The sequence below is a fragment of the Pseudomonas sp. FG43 genome (assembly GCF_057809175.1).
Genome location: NZ_JBMDJL010000031.1, coordinates 22,778 through 36,616, shown reverse-complemented (window position 1 = coordinate 36,616; position 13,839 = coordinate 22,778). Strand labels below are relative to the sequence as shown.

At 60.8% G+C, this 13,839-nt stretch carries 12 protein-coding genes; 8 read left to right on the top strand and 4 right to left on the bottom strand.

Translation table 11 applies throughout. The features are described 5' to 3' along the window. Positions 1-15 precede the first annotated feature (15 nt). Positions 16-180 (top strand): hypothetical protein, encoded by a 165-nt coding sequence (locus ACODS3_RS25765; protein ID WP_162883744.1) that lies wholly within the window; start codon positions 16-18, stop codon positions 178-180. A 4-nt stretch (positions 181-184) separates the two neighbouring features. Beyond that, positions 185-829, top strand: a complete 645-nt coding sequence (locus tag ACODS3_RS25760) for a helix-turn-helix domain-containing protein (protein WP_025260357.1) — start codon at positions 185-187, stop codon at positions 827-829. Between the two features lie 23 nt (positions 830-852). Here ACODS3_RS25760 and ACODS3_RS25755 read toward each other — a convergent pair whose 3' ends face one another. After that, positions 853-1,359 carry a hypothetical protein gene (locus tag ACODS3_RS25755; protein ID WP_236124344.1) on the bottom strand — a complete coding sequence of 169 codons (507 nt, stop codon included), beginning with the start codon at positions 1,357-1,359 and terminating at the stop codon, positions 853-855. A 421-nt stretch (positions 1,360-1,780) separates the two neighbouring features. Here ACODS3_RS25755 and ACODS3_RS25750 point away from each other — a divergent pair, with 421 nt between their 5' ends. Beyond that, positions 1,781-2,566: an IclR family transcriptional regulator gene (locus ACODS3_RS25750; RefSeq protein WP_489036854.1), complete on the top strand. Its 786-nt coding sequence runs from the start codon at positions 1,781-1,783 to the stop codon at positions 2,564-2,566. Here the strand turns inward: ACODS3_RS25750 and ACODS3_RS25745 are convergent. Both ACODS3_RS25745 and ACODS3_RS25740 read right to left on the bottom strand, forming a co-directional pair. Beyond that, positions 2,563-4,056, bottom strand: a complete 1,494-nt coding sequence (locus ACODS3_RS25745; protein WP_489036852.1) for a class I adenylate-forming enzyme family protein — start codon at positions 4,054-4,056, stop codon at positions 2,563-2,565. The two genes, ACODS3_RS25750 and ACODS3_RS25745, sit on opposite strands and share 4 nt — an antisense overlap. A gap of 2 nt (positions 4,057-4,058) precedes the next feature. Next, positions 4,059-5,081, bottom strand: coding sequence for an alcohol dehydrogenase catalytic domain-containing protein (locus tag ACODS3_RS25740; protein WP_201020293.1), 1,023 nt, complete (start codon positions 5,079-5,081; stop codon positions 4,059-4,061). 111 nt (positions 5,082-5,192) lie between these two features. Here ACODS3_RS25740 and ACODS3_RS25735 point away from each other — a divergent pair, with 111 nt between their 5' ends. From ACODS3_RS25735 to ACODS3_RS25715, 5 genes are all read left to right on the top strand, one after another. Next, a complete protein-coding gene (locus ACODS3_RS25735) occupies positions 5,193-5,930 on the top strand; it encodes an enoyl-CoA hydratase/isomerase family protein (protein WP_489036850.1) in 738 nt (245 codons plus the stop codon). 90 nt (positions 5,931-6,020) lie between these two features. Then, a complete protein-coding gene (locus ACODS3_RS25730) occupies positions 6,021-8,534 on the top strand; it encodes a TonB-dependent receptor plug domain-containing protein (protein WP_489036848.1) in 2,514 nt (837 codons plus the stop codon). 5 nt (positions 8,535-8,539) lie between these two features. Then, positions 8,540-9,886, top strand: coding sequence for an MFS transporter (locus ACODS3_RS25725; RefSeq protein WP_236250275.1), 1,347 nt, complete (start codon positions 8,540-8,542; stop codon positions 9,884-9,886). A 20-nt stretch (positions 9,887-9,906) separates the two neighbouring features. Continuing rightward, positions 9,907-11,091 carry an acyl-CoA dehydrogenase family protein gene (locus ACODS3_RS25720; RefSeq protein ID WP_201020295.1) on the top strand — a complete coding sequence of 395 codons (1,185 nt, stop codon included), beginning with the start codon at positions 9,907-9,909 and terminating at the stop codon, positions 11,089-11,091. A 15-nt stretch (positions 11,092-11,106) separates the two neighbouring features. Beyond that, positions 11,107-12,453, top strand: a complete 1,347-nt coding sequence (locus ACODS3_RS25715; protein WP_201020296.1) for an amidohydrolase — start codon at positions 11,107-11,109, stop codon at positions 12,451-12,453. Here the strand turns inward: ACODS3_RS25715 and ACODS3_RS25710 are convergent. Next, the gene (locus tag ACODS3_RS25710) at positions 12,435-13,691 is read right to left on the bottom strand and encodes an MFS transporter (protein WP_201020297.1); all 1,257 of its coding nucleotides are present in this window, start codon (positions 13,689-13,691) and stop codon (positions 12,435-12,437) included. The two genes, ACODS3_RS25715 and ACODS3_RS25710, sit on opposite strands and share 19 nt — an antisense overlap. Between the last annotated feature and the right edge of the window lie 148 nt (positions 13,692-13,839).

Here is a 13,839-nt window from a genome sequence, read left to right as displayed (position 1 = left end):
AACAAGGATTCCTTCATGAGCCACTCCGCACAGATCATCGACCTAGGCCTGTTTCGCAAACGCAAGCACGCACAGCAGTTGGGCCGTCTGATGTGGGCGATGTACGCTCATCAGGCAGGAATCGTGACGCAACCGGGAAGCGATGGCCTCGCGTCACCGAAAACACCTCGTCAAGCGTAACGCCATGACGACATCGGAGCGTTTCCTGGCAACATCGATTGACACCCCACTTGACCTTGGACAAGAGGCGGCCACCAACGAAGACGACCTGATCGGCTCTCGCGTCGCACAGAACCTGCAACGCCTGCGCAGCAAACGCCAGTTATCGCTGGATGCCCTGGCAAGATTGAGCGGGGTGAGCCGGGCGATGCTGGCACAGATCGAGTCCGGGCGCAGCGTGCCGTCGATCAAGGTACTGTTCAAGATCGCCAAGGCTGTCAGGGTTTCGGTTGCAGCCTTTCTGGAAAACCGCGAATGCGAAGGTGTGACCGTGATGCCGGCACGCGACAGCAAGCGCCTGGTCAGTGCCAGCGGCGACTTTATCAGCCGGGCGCTCTACCCGTACGACACATCGCGTCATGTTGAATTCTATGAGTTGCGGATCAGCCCGCTGGGGGAAGAACATTCCGCCGAGCATGGGCCGGGCGTGCAGGAGAATCTGGTAGTCGCGCAGGGTGCGCTGGAGATCAGTGTGAACGAAGAGCGTTTCCTGCTCTCAACGGGGGATTCGATCATGTTCTATGCAGACCAGCCCCACCGCTACCGAAACCCGGTAGACAGCGAGGCGGTGGCTTATCTGGTGGTCACCCACCCCGAGCGCCGCGACTGAGGTTCGCGACGTCCCGCATCAGATCAGCAGGTGCAGCACATCATCGGCATGCCGTTGCAGCTCATCATCATCGGCATGCTGCAATCGTTCATCATTTTCATCATCAGCATGCAGCAGTTGTTCATCATGTCCATGCTCATGCCAGCCATCGGCATCATCTTGCAGGTCATGCCGTCAGCCATCATGGTGCATTCCATCATGCACTTCATCATTGGCATGCCCATACCCATCGGCATCGACATCCCCATCATCGGCATGTTCATGGACATCGCCATGGCCGCTTCGGACATGCACATCATCGACATGTTGGCGCACTGCATCATGACCGGCATGCCGCAGTTCATCATCATCTGCATCATTTCGGCGTTGTTCTTGAACATGGCCATGTCCATGCCAGCCGCCGGCTTCATGGTGCACATCATGCCGTCTTCGACCATTTTGCAGGTCATGGTCGCCATCATCATCGGCATGCCCATCATTGGCATCATCGGCATGTTGGCGCTCATTGGCATCTGCATCGCGTTCATCATGGTGAAATCCTCTTCAATTTTGACGATAGGGTGTGGAGCTGATGGGGCCGATTCTAGGCTCAAGCGTGAGCACGGCAAGATGCTGGCAAAACAGCACCGGATGCTGCCAAGGCAAACGGTTTCATGCCAATTACCAGTGCATGAACTGTAGCAGCAGATAAATGGATGCCATTGCATCCATAGAGCACCACTTAACGACCGATACCACGCAATGGATATCGCCATTGGTTCCATGCTCATAACTCAAATGCATATTTGTTCTAAACACGATGCAAATAAATGCTCAAGCTGCGCTTTCCAATAAAGCCGATACAACGTCAGTTGGCTCTTCACCCGGCATCCGATCACGGCTAACCTTGGCGACCGGTCAGGCCAGCATTCGAGCCTGCCGATCAAAATGCTCTCGGAAAACACTGCCACGATGGATATCTCTTCGACTCACCCCGCACTCAATAGCAGCAAGGAAAACGCTGGCGGCGGGCGCGTTCAGGTCATTGACCGTTCGATTGTTCTGCTGCGCACCCTGGCTGGCCTCAAGAACGGTGCCAGCGCGCTGGACCTGGCGCGGCTGACCGGCATCGATCGCTCCACCATCCATCGTCTGCTCAAGACCCTGACCTACTGGAGCCTGATCGAATCCCAGGGCGCGACCTACCGGATCGGGCCTGAGAGCCTGATCTACTCGGCGGCCTATCTGAACCGCATGAACCTGCGCAAGATTGCCCTGCCCTACGCCATCGAACTGCAACGGGTGATCGGCGAACGCCAGGCAATCGTCTCGCTGTCGGTTCCAGTGGGTGATCAAGTGGTGTTGATCGAGAGGATGTGGACACCGACCACGCCACTCAACGTCATCGTCGATCTGGCCGATCAGTACCCCATCGATGGCAGCCCCAGCGGCCGCGCCGTGCTGTCCACCTACAGTGAAGATGCGGCGCTGAACATTCTGGGCCAGGAGCGCTACGCCAGAGTGTTGCCCGCACTGGAGAAGATCCGCAGCCAGCAGGACTTCGCCTTCGGTCATGGCGAGTTCAAGCCGGGCCTGTCGTCCGTGGCCTTTCCGATCCGCCTTGAGGCCGGCCTGGCTCTGGGCGCCGTGGTGGTGGCAGGCTTGGCAATGGAGGATGAAACCCATCCAGCCTCGTCACTGGCCAGCCATGTGCGCCGCGCCTGCGAGGGCATCGCGGCGCAACTCGGCAATCTTTAAGCCGGCAACTGTGGCCCAAGCGCCTCAAGCAGACGGTTTTTCTGCACCTTGCCGTAATGCGAACGCGGCAATTCGTCGATGAAGTAGATCTGTCGCGGGACCTTGTGCCGCGACAGGCTGGCGCGACAATGCTCGGCCAGTTGCTGGAACGACGGCGGGCTTGCCGGGTCAACCACCACTGCCGCACACACCTGCTCACCCCACTCGATATCCGCCAGACCGAACACATGGGCCTCCTTGACGCCCGGACAGCTCAGCAGGCTCTGCTCGACTTCGCCAGGTTGTACCGACTTGCCGCCACTGCGAATGATGTCCTTGCAGCGCCCTAGCACGACCAGTTGCCCATCGTCACGAATCCGTCCCAGGTCGCCACTGCGCAGCCAGCCGTTATCCAGCGCTTCGGCACTCTTGGCCTCCTGCTGCCAGTAGCCGCTCATCAATTGCGGCCCGCCCAGCAGAATCTCGCCCATGCCATTGGCGTCCGGCTGGTTAATGCGGATGGCCGCAGAAAACAATGGCCGCCCTACCACGCCTTCGGCACTTTCTCCGGCACGGCGTAACGCTGCCATTTGCGCGGCAGCGAGATAACAACTCCAGGGAGCCTCGGTCATGCCGTAAAGCACACTGATTCGCCCACTGAACAACTTGAAAGAGCCTTCCAGCACTTCACCGTTCAAGGCTGCTGCGCCGATATCCAGGCTCTTGAAGGCGGGCAATTTTGCGGGCTCGCTGCCATTCTCACGCAGCAACCGCAACAGCTGAGTCGGCACCAGAGAGCTGAAGGCAACCTGATGTTCACTCAACTGCGACAGGAAATTCCTGCTGTCGAAACGCCCACCCAGCACCACCTGCCCGCCGCTCAGCAGATGCGCCAGCACCGCTACCGCCGCAATCGGCCACAACGGACGGACATTGAGCAATACATCGCCCAGAATCGCACCACGGCCCATCACGATGTTCTGCAACACGGCACAGAGGCTGGCATGCCGGTGCATGACCGCCTTGGGCACACCTGTGGTGCCGCCGGTGTAGTTCAGTGAAGCCAGGGCCTGGGCCGGTTGTGCGGCGCGCGGCCCGATCTCGGCAGGCGCTGTTTCGGTAACCGAATCCAGCGAGCGGCAGGCAATGCCCGCCTGCGTCAGACCCTCGGCAACCGCCGCGTACTGCCCGGAAAACAACAGCAAGGCAGCACCTGCATCACGCAACTGGGCCAGCAGTTCATCAGGCGACAGTGCCGGATCAAGGGGTACGCGGACACGTCCATTGGCCATGCAGCCATAGTCGGCGATCAGATAATCGATACTGGCATCGGCCAGCAACGCCACCCGCGAACCGGGTGCGATATCGAGCCGGTCCAGCACCTGGCCGAATGCGGTAAGAGCACGGTCGAGTTCAAGAAAACTCAGGCTGCGAGCACTGGCCGGCTCGCTCAACGCTGGCAGATCAGGCCATTTAGAAGCGGCCTGCCCCAGCAAGGTACTGATATCCATATCTACCACCCACTCAAAACGATACGCCCATTGACCTGACGCGACTCCAGCAGCGCATGGGCTTCGCTCACTTGCTGAAACGGCAACACCCGGTCGATCAATGGCCGCACCTGACCGCTATGGATCAGCGCCAGCGCGACCCGCAGCTCTTCCACAGTGGCACTGCCCGATCCCTGAACCTTGAGCCGCCGACCGATCAGCAAGCCCGGGGGAATCGGCACACTCCCCGGCTGGACATTACCGAGCACCACAACGCGACCACCCAGGGTCATGCTGCGCAAGGTGTCTTCAAGGGTGTGCCCGAGGTTTTCCATCGCCACATCCACGCCGCGCTTGCCGGTCAGCTTCCAGACTTCGGCACTGTAGCTGCCGTCTGAAACCACCACTTCATGGGCACCCAGTTCGTGGAGAAAATCGCGCTTCGCGGCGCTGCCGGTCACGGCAATCACCCGCGCGCCCAGCGCCCGGGCCAACTGGATCTGATGCGCGCCCAGGCCACCACTGGCGCCGTTGATCAATACGGTCTCGCCCGGTTTGAGCGCCGCCTCGCCGTGCAATGCCCGCACGCTGGTAGCAATCGGGCAGGACGCCAGCGCCGCCAGGCTGTAATCCAGGCCGTCAGGCAATTCGATTGCAGAGATCGCCGGAATACGCAGGTATTGGGCGTAGGCACCTTCGGTATCCACCGACGGCAGGCCCAGCGCCCGACACAAATCCTGGCGCCCGCGCAGGCAATCGCGGCACTGGCCACAGAAACGTCGCTGATAGACCACAACCCTTGAGCCGACCACCAGTTGCAGAACGCCCGCGCCGACCTCAACCACCTCGCCAGCCACTTCATGGCCCAGCACCACGCCGGTATGCGCCCCGGGAAGATGCCCGGCACGGTGCAGCAAATCGTGATGGCAGACGCCTGCAGCGTGAACCTTGACCAGTACTTCACCCGGACCGATCTGTGGCGTAGGCACCTCTTCGACTTGCAGTTGCTCAGGCCCGCCGAAGGCTTTCAGGACTATCGCTTTCATTTTTTATAACCATTAGTGACCCACTAAGAATATGTTCATATAACAAACATGTTGTTTGCATTATGAACATCAATTAAGTTTTCCTCACTTTGGCGCGGACCTCAAGAGGCAATGCGTCTTTCTTTCACACTCAGCGAAATCGAAGTCATGACAGTCGAGTATCAACACCTTGGGGAAGGCGTTCTGCAGGTCACTCTCAACCGCCCCGAGCGTCTGAACGCCCTGGACAGCCAGGCCAAACGCGAACTGGGCGAAATCTGGCAGCGCGCCGGGGACGATCAGGCCGTACGCGCAATCGTTCTGCGCGGCGCTGGCGAGCGAGCGTTCTGCGCAGGCTCCGACCTCAAGGAAATCGAAGCCACTGGCGAAGCCGTGAGCAGCGAATTGCTCGCCCGCGCCCTGCCCGGCGTCGGCTTCGACCTGAACAAGCCGGTGATTGTCGCACTGCACGGCCACACTCTGGGCCTGGGCATCAGCCTGGCGATTCATTGCGACTTTCGCATTGCCCGACATGACACTCGTTTCAGCTTTCCGGAAGTGCAGCACGGCATGTTGTCGGGGTTCAGCGCCATCACCCTGCCAGGGCTGATCGGCGAAGCCGCGGCGCTGGACATCATGCTCAGTGCTCGCCCGTTCGATGCCTCGCAGGCGCTGGCCATGGGACTGGTCAACCAGCTCGCGGACGACGCCCATGCCAGCGCGCTGGAACTGGCCTCACGCCTGGCGGCTCATTCGCCCAAGGCGGTGGAGTGGACCAAGACCCTGCTGCTGGCCCAGCGAAAAGACCGTCTCAAGCAGTACATGGCCCTGGTCGACCAGGCCCGCCAGGACGTCATGCTCTACCGATAACCACAATAACCAACACTTTTCGCCTCGCCAGTACTGTCAGGAACACACACCACCAGGAATGGAAAGCGGCACCAGAATCGGAGCCTCACCATGTCTCGCCCCAATACTTTCCAGCCCAGGCTCAACCTGCTGACCGCAGCGACCCTCGGCCTTTGCGCCAACCAGCTGGCATTCGCCGCCGAAAGCACAATCGGCAGCACTGATACCGCTCTGCAGACTGTCGTTGTAACCGGTGCCCGCGATGAGGGCCGCACCGTGGCCAAGAGCCTGGCCCCAATCGACGTGATCAGCGCCGACGACCTGGCACGCTCGGGCAAACAGAACCTGCGCGATGCCCTGGCCGCCAGCGTGCCGTCCTATACCAATGCCGCCGGTTTTACCGGCGGCACCGGGCTTTCGGTGAAGTCCGCAACGTTGCGTGGCCTGGGCGGTAACCACGTGCTGGTGCTGGTCAACGGCAAACGCCGCCACAACACCTCGCTGATCTTCGTGCAGACCGCTGCTACCTCCAGCGGCCAGTCACCCGCCGACCTGGACCTGATCCCGGTCAGCGCAGTGGACCATATCGAAGTGCTGCGTGACGGTGCCGCTGCGCAATACGGCTCGGACGCCATCGCCGGGGTGATCAACATCATCCTCAAGACCAACCGCTCCGGCGGCAGCGCCAGCGCGCTGTACGGGCAATATAAAGAACGGGTCGGCGGCAAGGGCAACTTCGGCGCTCGTGGCCAGGGCCAGATCAATCAGGGTTTCGAGCTGCCCAATGACGGCTTCTTCAGCCTCAGCGCCGATATCGGCATTCAGGAAAGCTCCAACGTCGCGGGCGCAGTACCTGACCGCACCCGCATCTATTTCCCGCAGAACGGCAGTGCCGACCCACGGGAAACCAGCGAAAGCCGCTATCGCCAACAACTCGGCCAGCCTCGCTCACAAACCTATAACTTCGGCTACAACGCCGAGTTGCCGCTCAACGATGACGTCAGCCTCTACTCGTTCTCCACCCTCAGCCATCGCAACTCCACCAGTTGGGGGACTTACCGTACCGCCAACTCGCCGCAGAACATCGTCTCGGTATACCCGGACGGTTTCTCGCCGCGCTTTGTGGTGGAAGAGGACGACTTCCAGACAGTGTTCGGCGCACGCCATGAAAACCTGCTCGGCTGGCGCTGGGACCTGAGCACCAGCTATGGCCGCAACGATGCCAACACCCGCAACGAGCGTTCGCTGAACCCGTCGCTGGGCCCGGACAGCCCTCGCGACATGGATGGCGGCCATCTGATTGCCAGCCAGTGGACCAATAACCTGGACCTGACCCGTGGTTTCGATACCGGGCTGTTCGCCAAGCCCCTGAACGTTTCCACCGGGCTGGAATTCCGCCGCGACGGCTTCGCCATCGAAGCGGGCGAATACGCTTCATACGCCGATGGCGGCTACATCTTCCCCGTCGGTCATCCATTGGCCGGGCAACGCCCGAACCCTGGCGCACCGGGGCTGGTCGGTTTCACGCCGCAGGATGCACACAACTATTCACGCACCAACACCGCTGGCTACATCGACCTCAGCCAAAGCCTGACCGAGCAATGGGATGTCAGCCTGGCCGGACGTTTCGAGCATTACAGCGACTTTGGCGATACCGGCAGCGGCAAGTTCTCGACGCGCTATGCCTTTACGCCGCAGTTCGCCGTACGCGGCACCGTCAGCAACGGTTTCCGGGCGCCGTCGCTGCAACAACAGTATTACTCCTCGTCGCTCACCGCCTGGCGCACCAGCCCGCTGACCGGCCAACTGGAACAGGCAGTCACTCGCTATGTGACGGTGGATGATGCTGCCGGTCAGGCACTCGGCGCCAAGGAGCTGAAACCCGAACGTTCGATGAACTACAGCCTGGGCTTTGTCGCCACGCCGACGGAAAACCTCAATGTGACAGTCGATCTGTATCAGATCGATATCAAGGACCGCATCCTGCAGACCAGCAACCTGCAAGGCACCGCAGTCTCCAACCTGCTGGCGGCCAATGGCCTGGACCCGAACCAGATCGTGTCCTACTTCGGCAACCTGGCCGACACCCGCACCCGTGGTATCGACCTGGTGGCCGATTACCGCTATGACCTGGGTCGCTACGGCAAGACCAAATGGACTCTGCTGAGCAACCAGAGCCTGCAGACCATCGAGAAAATCAAGGAGCCCGAATCACTGGCCGGCACCGGCGTCAGCGCCGTGGGCCGTGATCGCCAGGGCAACCTGACCACGGCTTACCCGAAGAACGTCACGTCCCTGACCGCCGCCTGGCAACTGGGCGATTTCGACGTAACGCTCAAAGGCACCCGCTACTCGAAAGTCACCGGACGCAATCAGGTTTCCGCCAGCCGCGACGAGGAAATCCGCCCGGCACTCATCACCGACCTGAGTTTGGGTTACTGGCTGAGCGATGCCATAAAAGTGACCGTCGGCGGCGAGAACATCTTTGATCGCAGGCCACAACAGCTCAACGAAGAGGCCAAGCGTTTCTACTTCTTCCCCACCGACAACCCGACCTATAGCTGGTACTCGCCCTACGGACTGGAAGGTGCCTACTACTTCGCCAAACTTGACGTGAGCTGGTAACACCCATGAGCACTCCCGGCGCTTTACCCGCTAGCACACAACCTGCCACAGAAAACAATGAGGTGGTTTTCGACCAACGCCTGTACCGCAAGCTGGCGTGGCGAATCATGCCGTTCCTGTTTCTGTGTTTTGTCCTGAACTGGCTGGACAGGGTCAACATCAGTTTTGCCCACCTGCAATTCAAGACCGACCTGAACATCAGCGACGCCACCTTCGGCATCATCGTCGGGGTGTTCTCCATCGGCTATCTGCTGTTCGAGATCCCCAGCAACCTGCTGCTGGAGAAGTTCGGCGCGAAGAAAACCATGACCCGGATCATGATCCTCTGGGGCCTGGTGACCATTGCCACCGCCTTCGCCCAGACGCCCGCGCAATTCTATGTGTTGCGCATACTGCTGGGCGCGGCCGAGGCCGGGTTCTTCCCTGGCGTGATCCTGTACCTGACCTACTGGTTTCCGGCCAGCCATCGGGCGCGGATCACCTCGCGTTTCATCATGGCGATTGCCGTTTGCGGGATTATCGGCGGCCCGTTGTCGACCTGGATCATGAGCCACTTCGGTGGCCTTGGCGGCTTTACCGGCTGGCAATGGCTGTTTGTCGTCACCGGCATTCCACCGGTGCTGGCCGGGCTGTTCGCCTGGTACTGGCTGGACGATAAACCGGCCAATGCAAAATGGTTGAGCAGCGCCGAAAAGCAGGCCATCGCCAACGCCCTTGCCCATGAACGCAAGCAGCGTCAGCCAAGCGGCCATCAGCGCTTCGTCGAGGCGTTGAAAGACCGCAAGGTCTGGTTCATCACCCTGGCCTACTGCCTGACCATCATGTGTACCGGCAACGTCACCAATATCTGGGCGCCGTCGATCATCCGCGATTCGGGGGTCACCAACCTCGGGCATCTGGGACTGCTCTCGGCACTACCCTATGTCGTCGGTGTGTGCATGATGCTCTGGGCCTGCCGCCATTCGGACCTGCATCAGGAACGTCGCTGGCACTTCGCACTGGGCGGGCTGACCGCCGCACTGGCGATGGCGATCCTGCCGCAAATGCTGTTCAGCCCATGGTCGGCGATTGCCGTACTGACCGTGATGACCAGCGGCTATCTGGTGGCCACGTCGATTTTCTGGACCATCCCCACTTATTACCTGTCGGACGGTGCCAAGGCAGCCGGCCTGGCACTGGTCAACTGCTGCGGACAAGTCAGCAGCCTGCTGACGCCGATCATGATCGGCTCGATCAAGACCAACACAGGCAGTATCAGCCTGGCGCTCTACATAGTCGCAGCCCTGGTGGCCTGCGGCACCCTGATCCTTTTGCTCGGCGTTTCACGCCAGTCCTTGCGCGATGCAACCTGAACCCTTTTCGAGAGTTACACATGACTGATTACCTGGCACTGGCCCATGAACTGGCCACCCACATCCAACCCGGCGCAGCGGAACGCGATGCCAACCGCACCCTGCCCTACGCCCAGCTCGACCTGATCCGCGAGTCGGGGCTGGGGGCCGCTCGCGTGCCCACCGAACTGGGCGGCGGCGATATCAGCCAGTTGCAGGTGGCGCAGATCTTCATCGCCCTGGGCAAGGCCGACCCTTGCGTAGCCCAGGCACTGTTTCCGCATTTCGCCACCGTCGAACACCTGCGCCTGATCGCCAACCCCGAACAACAGCGCCGCTATCTCAGCGCCTTTGCCGACCGGCAATTATCCTCTGGCGCAGTCGCCGAGCGCAGCGGCACCTTTCGCGGCGAAATCCATACCCGCCTTGAGCGCCGTGGCGAACAGCTGATTCTCAATGGCAGCAAGTTCTACAGCACCGGCTGCCTGTTCGCCGATCTACTGAAGATCCAGGCGGTGGACGAGGAAGGCAACGCGCTTTACGTGATCCTGCCCGCCAACACGCCAGGCATCACCATGCTCGATGACTGGGACGGCATGGGCCAGCGCAGCACCGCCAGCGGCAGCACCTTGCTGGAGAATGTCATCGTGCAACCGGAACAGGTGATTCCTCTGGCCCAGTGGTATCAGCGGCGCAACTACGTCGGGGCCAGCGCGCAACTCATCCACTGCTCCATCGATATCGGCATTGGCCTGGCGGCGCTGGACGACGCCGTACACTGGGCACGCAACGGTTCGCGCCCGGTTCGCGAAAGCGGTGTCGACAAAGCTCGTAACGATCCGTACATCCTGCACACCATCGGCGACCTTTCGGCTGCGATCCATGGTGCCGAAGCGCTGGTTGAAAAGGCTGCGCTGAGTGTCGATCTCGCGGCCCGCACTCAATTGCAGGGCCTGCTGGCCGGCGAAGAACTGGACGCTCTGCTGGCGCGTTCCTCGATTGCCGTGGCCGAGGCCAAGATCGCCTCGACCCGCGCATCGCTGCATGTCTGCGAGCGGCTGTACGAAGTGGGCGGTGCTGCCACCACGCAATCGAGATACAACTTCGATCGTCACTGGCGCAATGCCCGGACCCACACCACACACGATGCCGTGGCCTACAAGTACAAGGCCATCGGTGATTACCTGCTCAACGGTAACTACCCGCCGATTGCCTTCACCTACTGACAGAGCAGGTTTCCCATGCAGCCGAATCGCAAGCCCTGTGCGCCCCTGATAGCAGGCGCCTCATTGTTGTTGACCTTGCTGTCGAGCCAGGTCCGGGCCGCTGAGCCGGCTGCCTGGGCTGATCTGGATGCGCAGATCGCCCGCGCCCTGCCCGGCGTGATCGAACTTCGCCATGGCATTCACCAACACCCGGAACTGGGCAACCGCGAATTCAACACCAGCAAACGCATTGCCCAAAGGCTGCGTGAGCTGGGTCTTGAGGTGCAGACCGGCATCGCCCATACCGGCGTGGTCGGCATACTTCGTGGCGGCAAGCCGGGACCGGTGGTTGCAATCAGAGCCGAACTGGATGCCCTGCCGCTGATCGAGCAGACCGGCCTGCCCTACGCCTCGACCGTGCGCGTTCAGGACCAGAGCGGCGACTTTCGCACCCGTGGCAAGGAAGTCAGCGTAATGCATGCCTGCGGCCACGACGCTCATATGGCCATGGCCCTGGGCGTAGCCGAAGTACTTGCCGCCCATCGCAGTGAACTGCCTGGCACCCTCAAGCTGATATTCCAGCCTGCCGAAGAAGGTCCGCCACTGGGCGAAAAAGGCGGTGCGCAATTGATGATCGAACAAGGTGTCCTGACCAACCCTGCACCTGCCGTGATCTTCGGCCTGCATGTCACTGCCGGCACTGCTGGCACCTTCACCCTGAGCCGTAACCGCACCACGGCGGCGGCCGATACCTTCGTCGCCCGTATCAAGGGCCGCCAGACCCACGCCGCATTCCCCTGGACCGGCATCGACCCGGTCCCCGTCGCCGCCCAGACCATCCTCGCCTGGCAGACCATTCCCAGCCGCCAGTCGAACCTGAGCCTGCTGCCCGCGCCGGTGATTTCGGTAGGCCGGATCGAAGCCGGAGACCGCCACAACATCATCCCTGCCGAAGTGCGCCTGGAAGGCTCGATCCGCACCGTCAGCGACGAACAGCGCGAAGACGTGCTGATGCGCATGCGCCGAAGCGCAGAGAAAATCGCCGAAGCTTCCGGCGCCACGGCAGAGATCGACTACCTGCCGGGCAACTACCGCGCAGGCCACAACGACACCGCACTGGTCGACCGATTGCTGCCAGTGCTGCAAGAAGTCTCCACCACACCCGTAAAAATCGACAACGGCACCTACGGCGCCGACGACTTCGCCGAGTATGCACGGCAGATTCCGGGGATCTTCATGCGCATGGGCGTCACGCCACCAGCACTGGAAGGCAAAGCCGTCTGGCCGACTCATTCACCGGGGTTTACCGTGGATGATCCAAGCCTTGCCGTGGGGATTCGGGCGCTGAGCCGGATGACGTTGAGTTATATGGTGGGCGGATAATCTCCATCCGCTGTTGTGGTGGGCAACTTGCTGGCACCAAGTGTTTCAGGCACCGCCACCCACAGCAGGACCAACGCTGCCGCAGCCACCGCAGCAAGGGTCAGAAACGCAGCGCTGTAACCGGCCTCCTGAACCACAAAGCCCGCCAGGCTGTTACTCAATGCCGCGCCAAGGCCAAAGACCGTCGAGAGCGCGCCAAGGCTGATATTGAAGTGCCCGGTGCCATAAGTGAGGTCTTTCACGATTACCGGAAACAGGGCACCGAAAATACCGGCGCCGATACCGTCCAGCAATTGCACGGCGACCAGCCAGTAAGGGTCGTCTGACAGGGTATAAAGCGCACCACGCAACGGCAGGATCAGGAAGCCGATCAGCAGCAACGGTTTACGCCCCCACACATCGGCTTTGGCTCCCACCAGCAAGGCGGCAGGTACCATGACCAGTTGCGCGGCAACGATGCAGGCTGACGTCAATGGCGTTGCCATCTGCAGATTGACCTGCGCCAGTTTCTGGCTCACCAGCGGCAGCATCGCGGCATTCGCCAGATGGAACAGCGCGCAGCAAATGCCGAACAGCAGCAATGGCCTGTTGGTGAGCAGCACGGAAAATCCCGAAGGCGGCTCAACGTGTCGCGCATCGCTTGTATCCAGGCCTCGGGCGAGGTCATGGTCAATGGCATCGGCCGAAACGAAGCTGATCGCAATCACACTGCCCAGCGCCATGACGGCCATCAGATAGAAGACTGCAACAGGCCCGAACAGGTAGGCGAAACCGCCAGCCAACAAAGCCGCGCAGGCATTACCGGCATGGTTGAAGGTTTCGTTGCGCCCGGTACGGCGGGTGAAAGCACGAGGCCCAGTGATGCCCAGAGTAATCGCGGCAATGGCCGGGGCAAAGACCGATGCAGCCACGGCACTCAGGGCCTGGGTCAGTGCGACCAGAGTGAATGAAGTCACGAAAGGCAGCAGCAGACAACTGCCGGTTACCAGCAATGCCGCAACCGCAATGATCGTCCGCTTGCCGCGAGCACTATCGACCAGTGCTCCAGCAGGAGTCTGCGTGATCAGCCCGGCTATACCGGCAATCGTCATCACCACACCAATGCTGGCGGGCTCCCAATGATGAACAGCCAACAGGTAAATCGCCAGGTAAGGCCCAAGCCCGTCGCGTACGTCCGCAAGGAAGAAATTGAGGCTATCGAGGGAGAGATTGTTGCGGCGTTCAGAATGACTGGCCAAGGCTGGCATCTTCAATATTGGAGGTTTTGCGACATGACCAACCTCTGCGAGGTTAATGACCAATCGCCTCCGGTTTTAGTTTCATGAAACCTCTCAAGACTCGGTAGGAGCCAATTCATTCGCGAACGCAGCTTTTTCGCGAATGAAT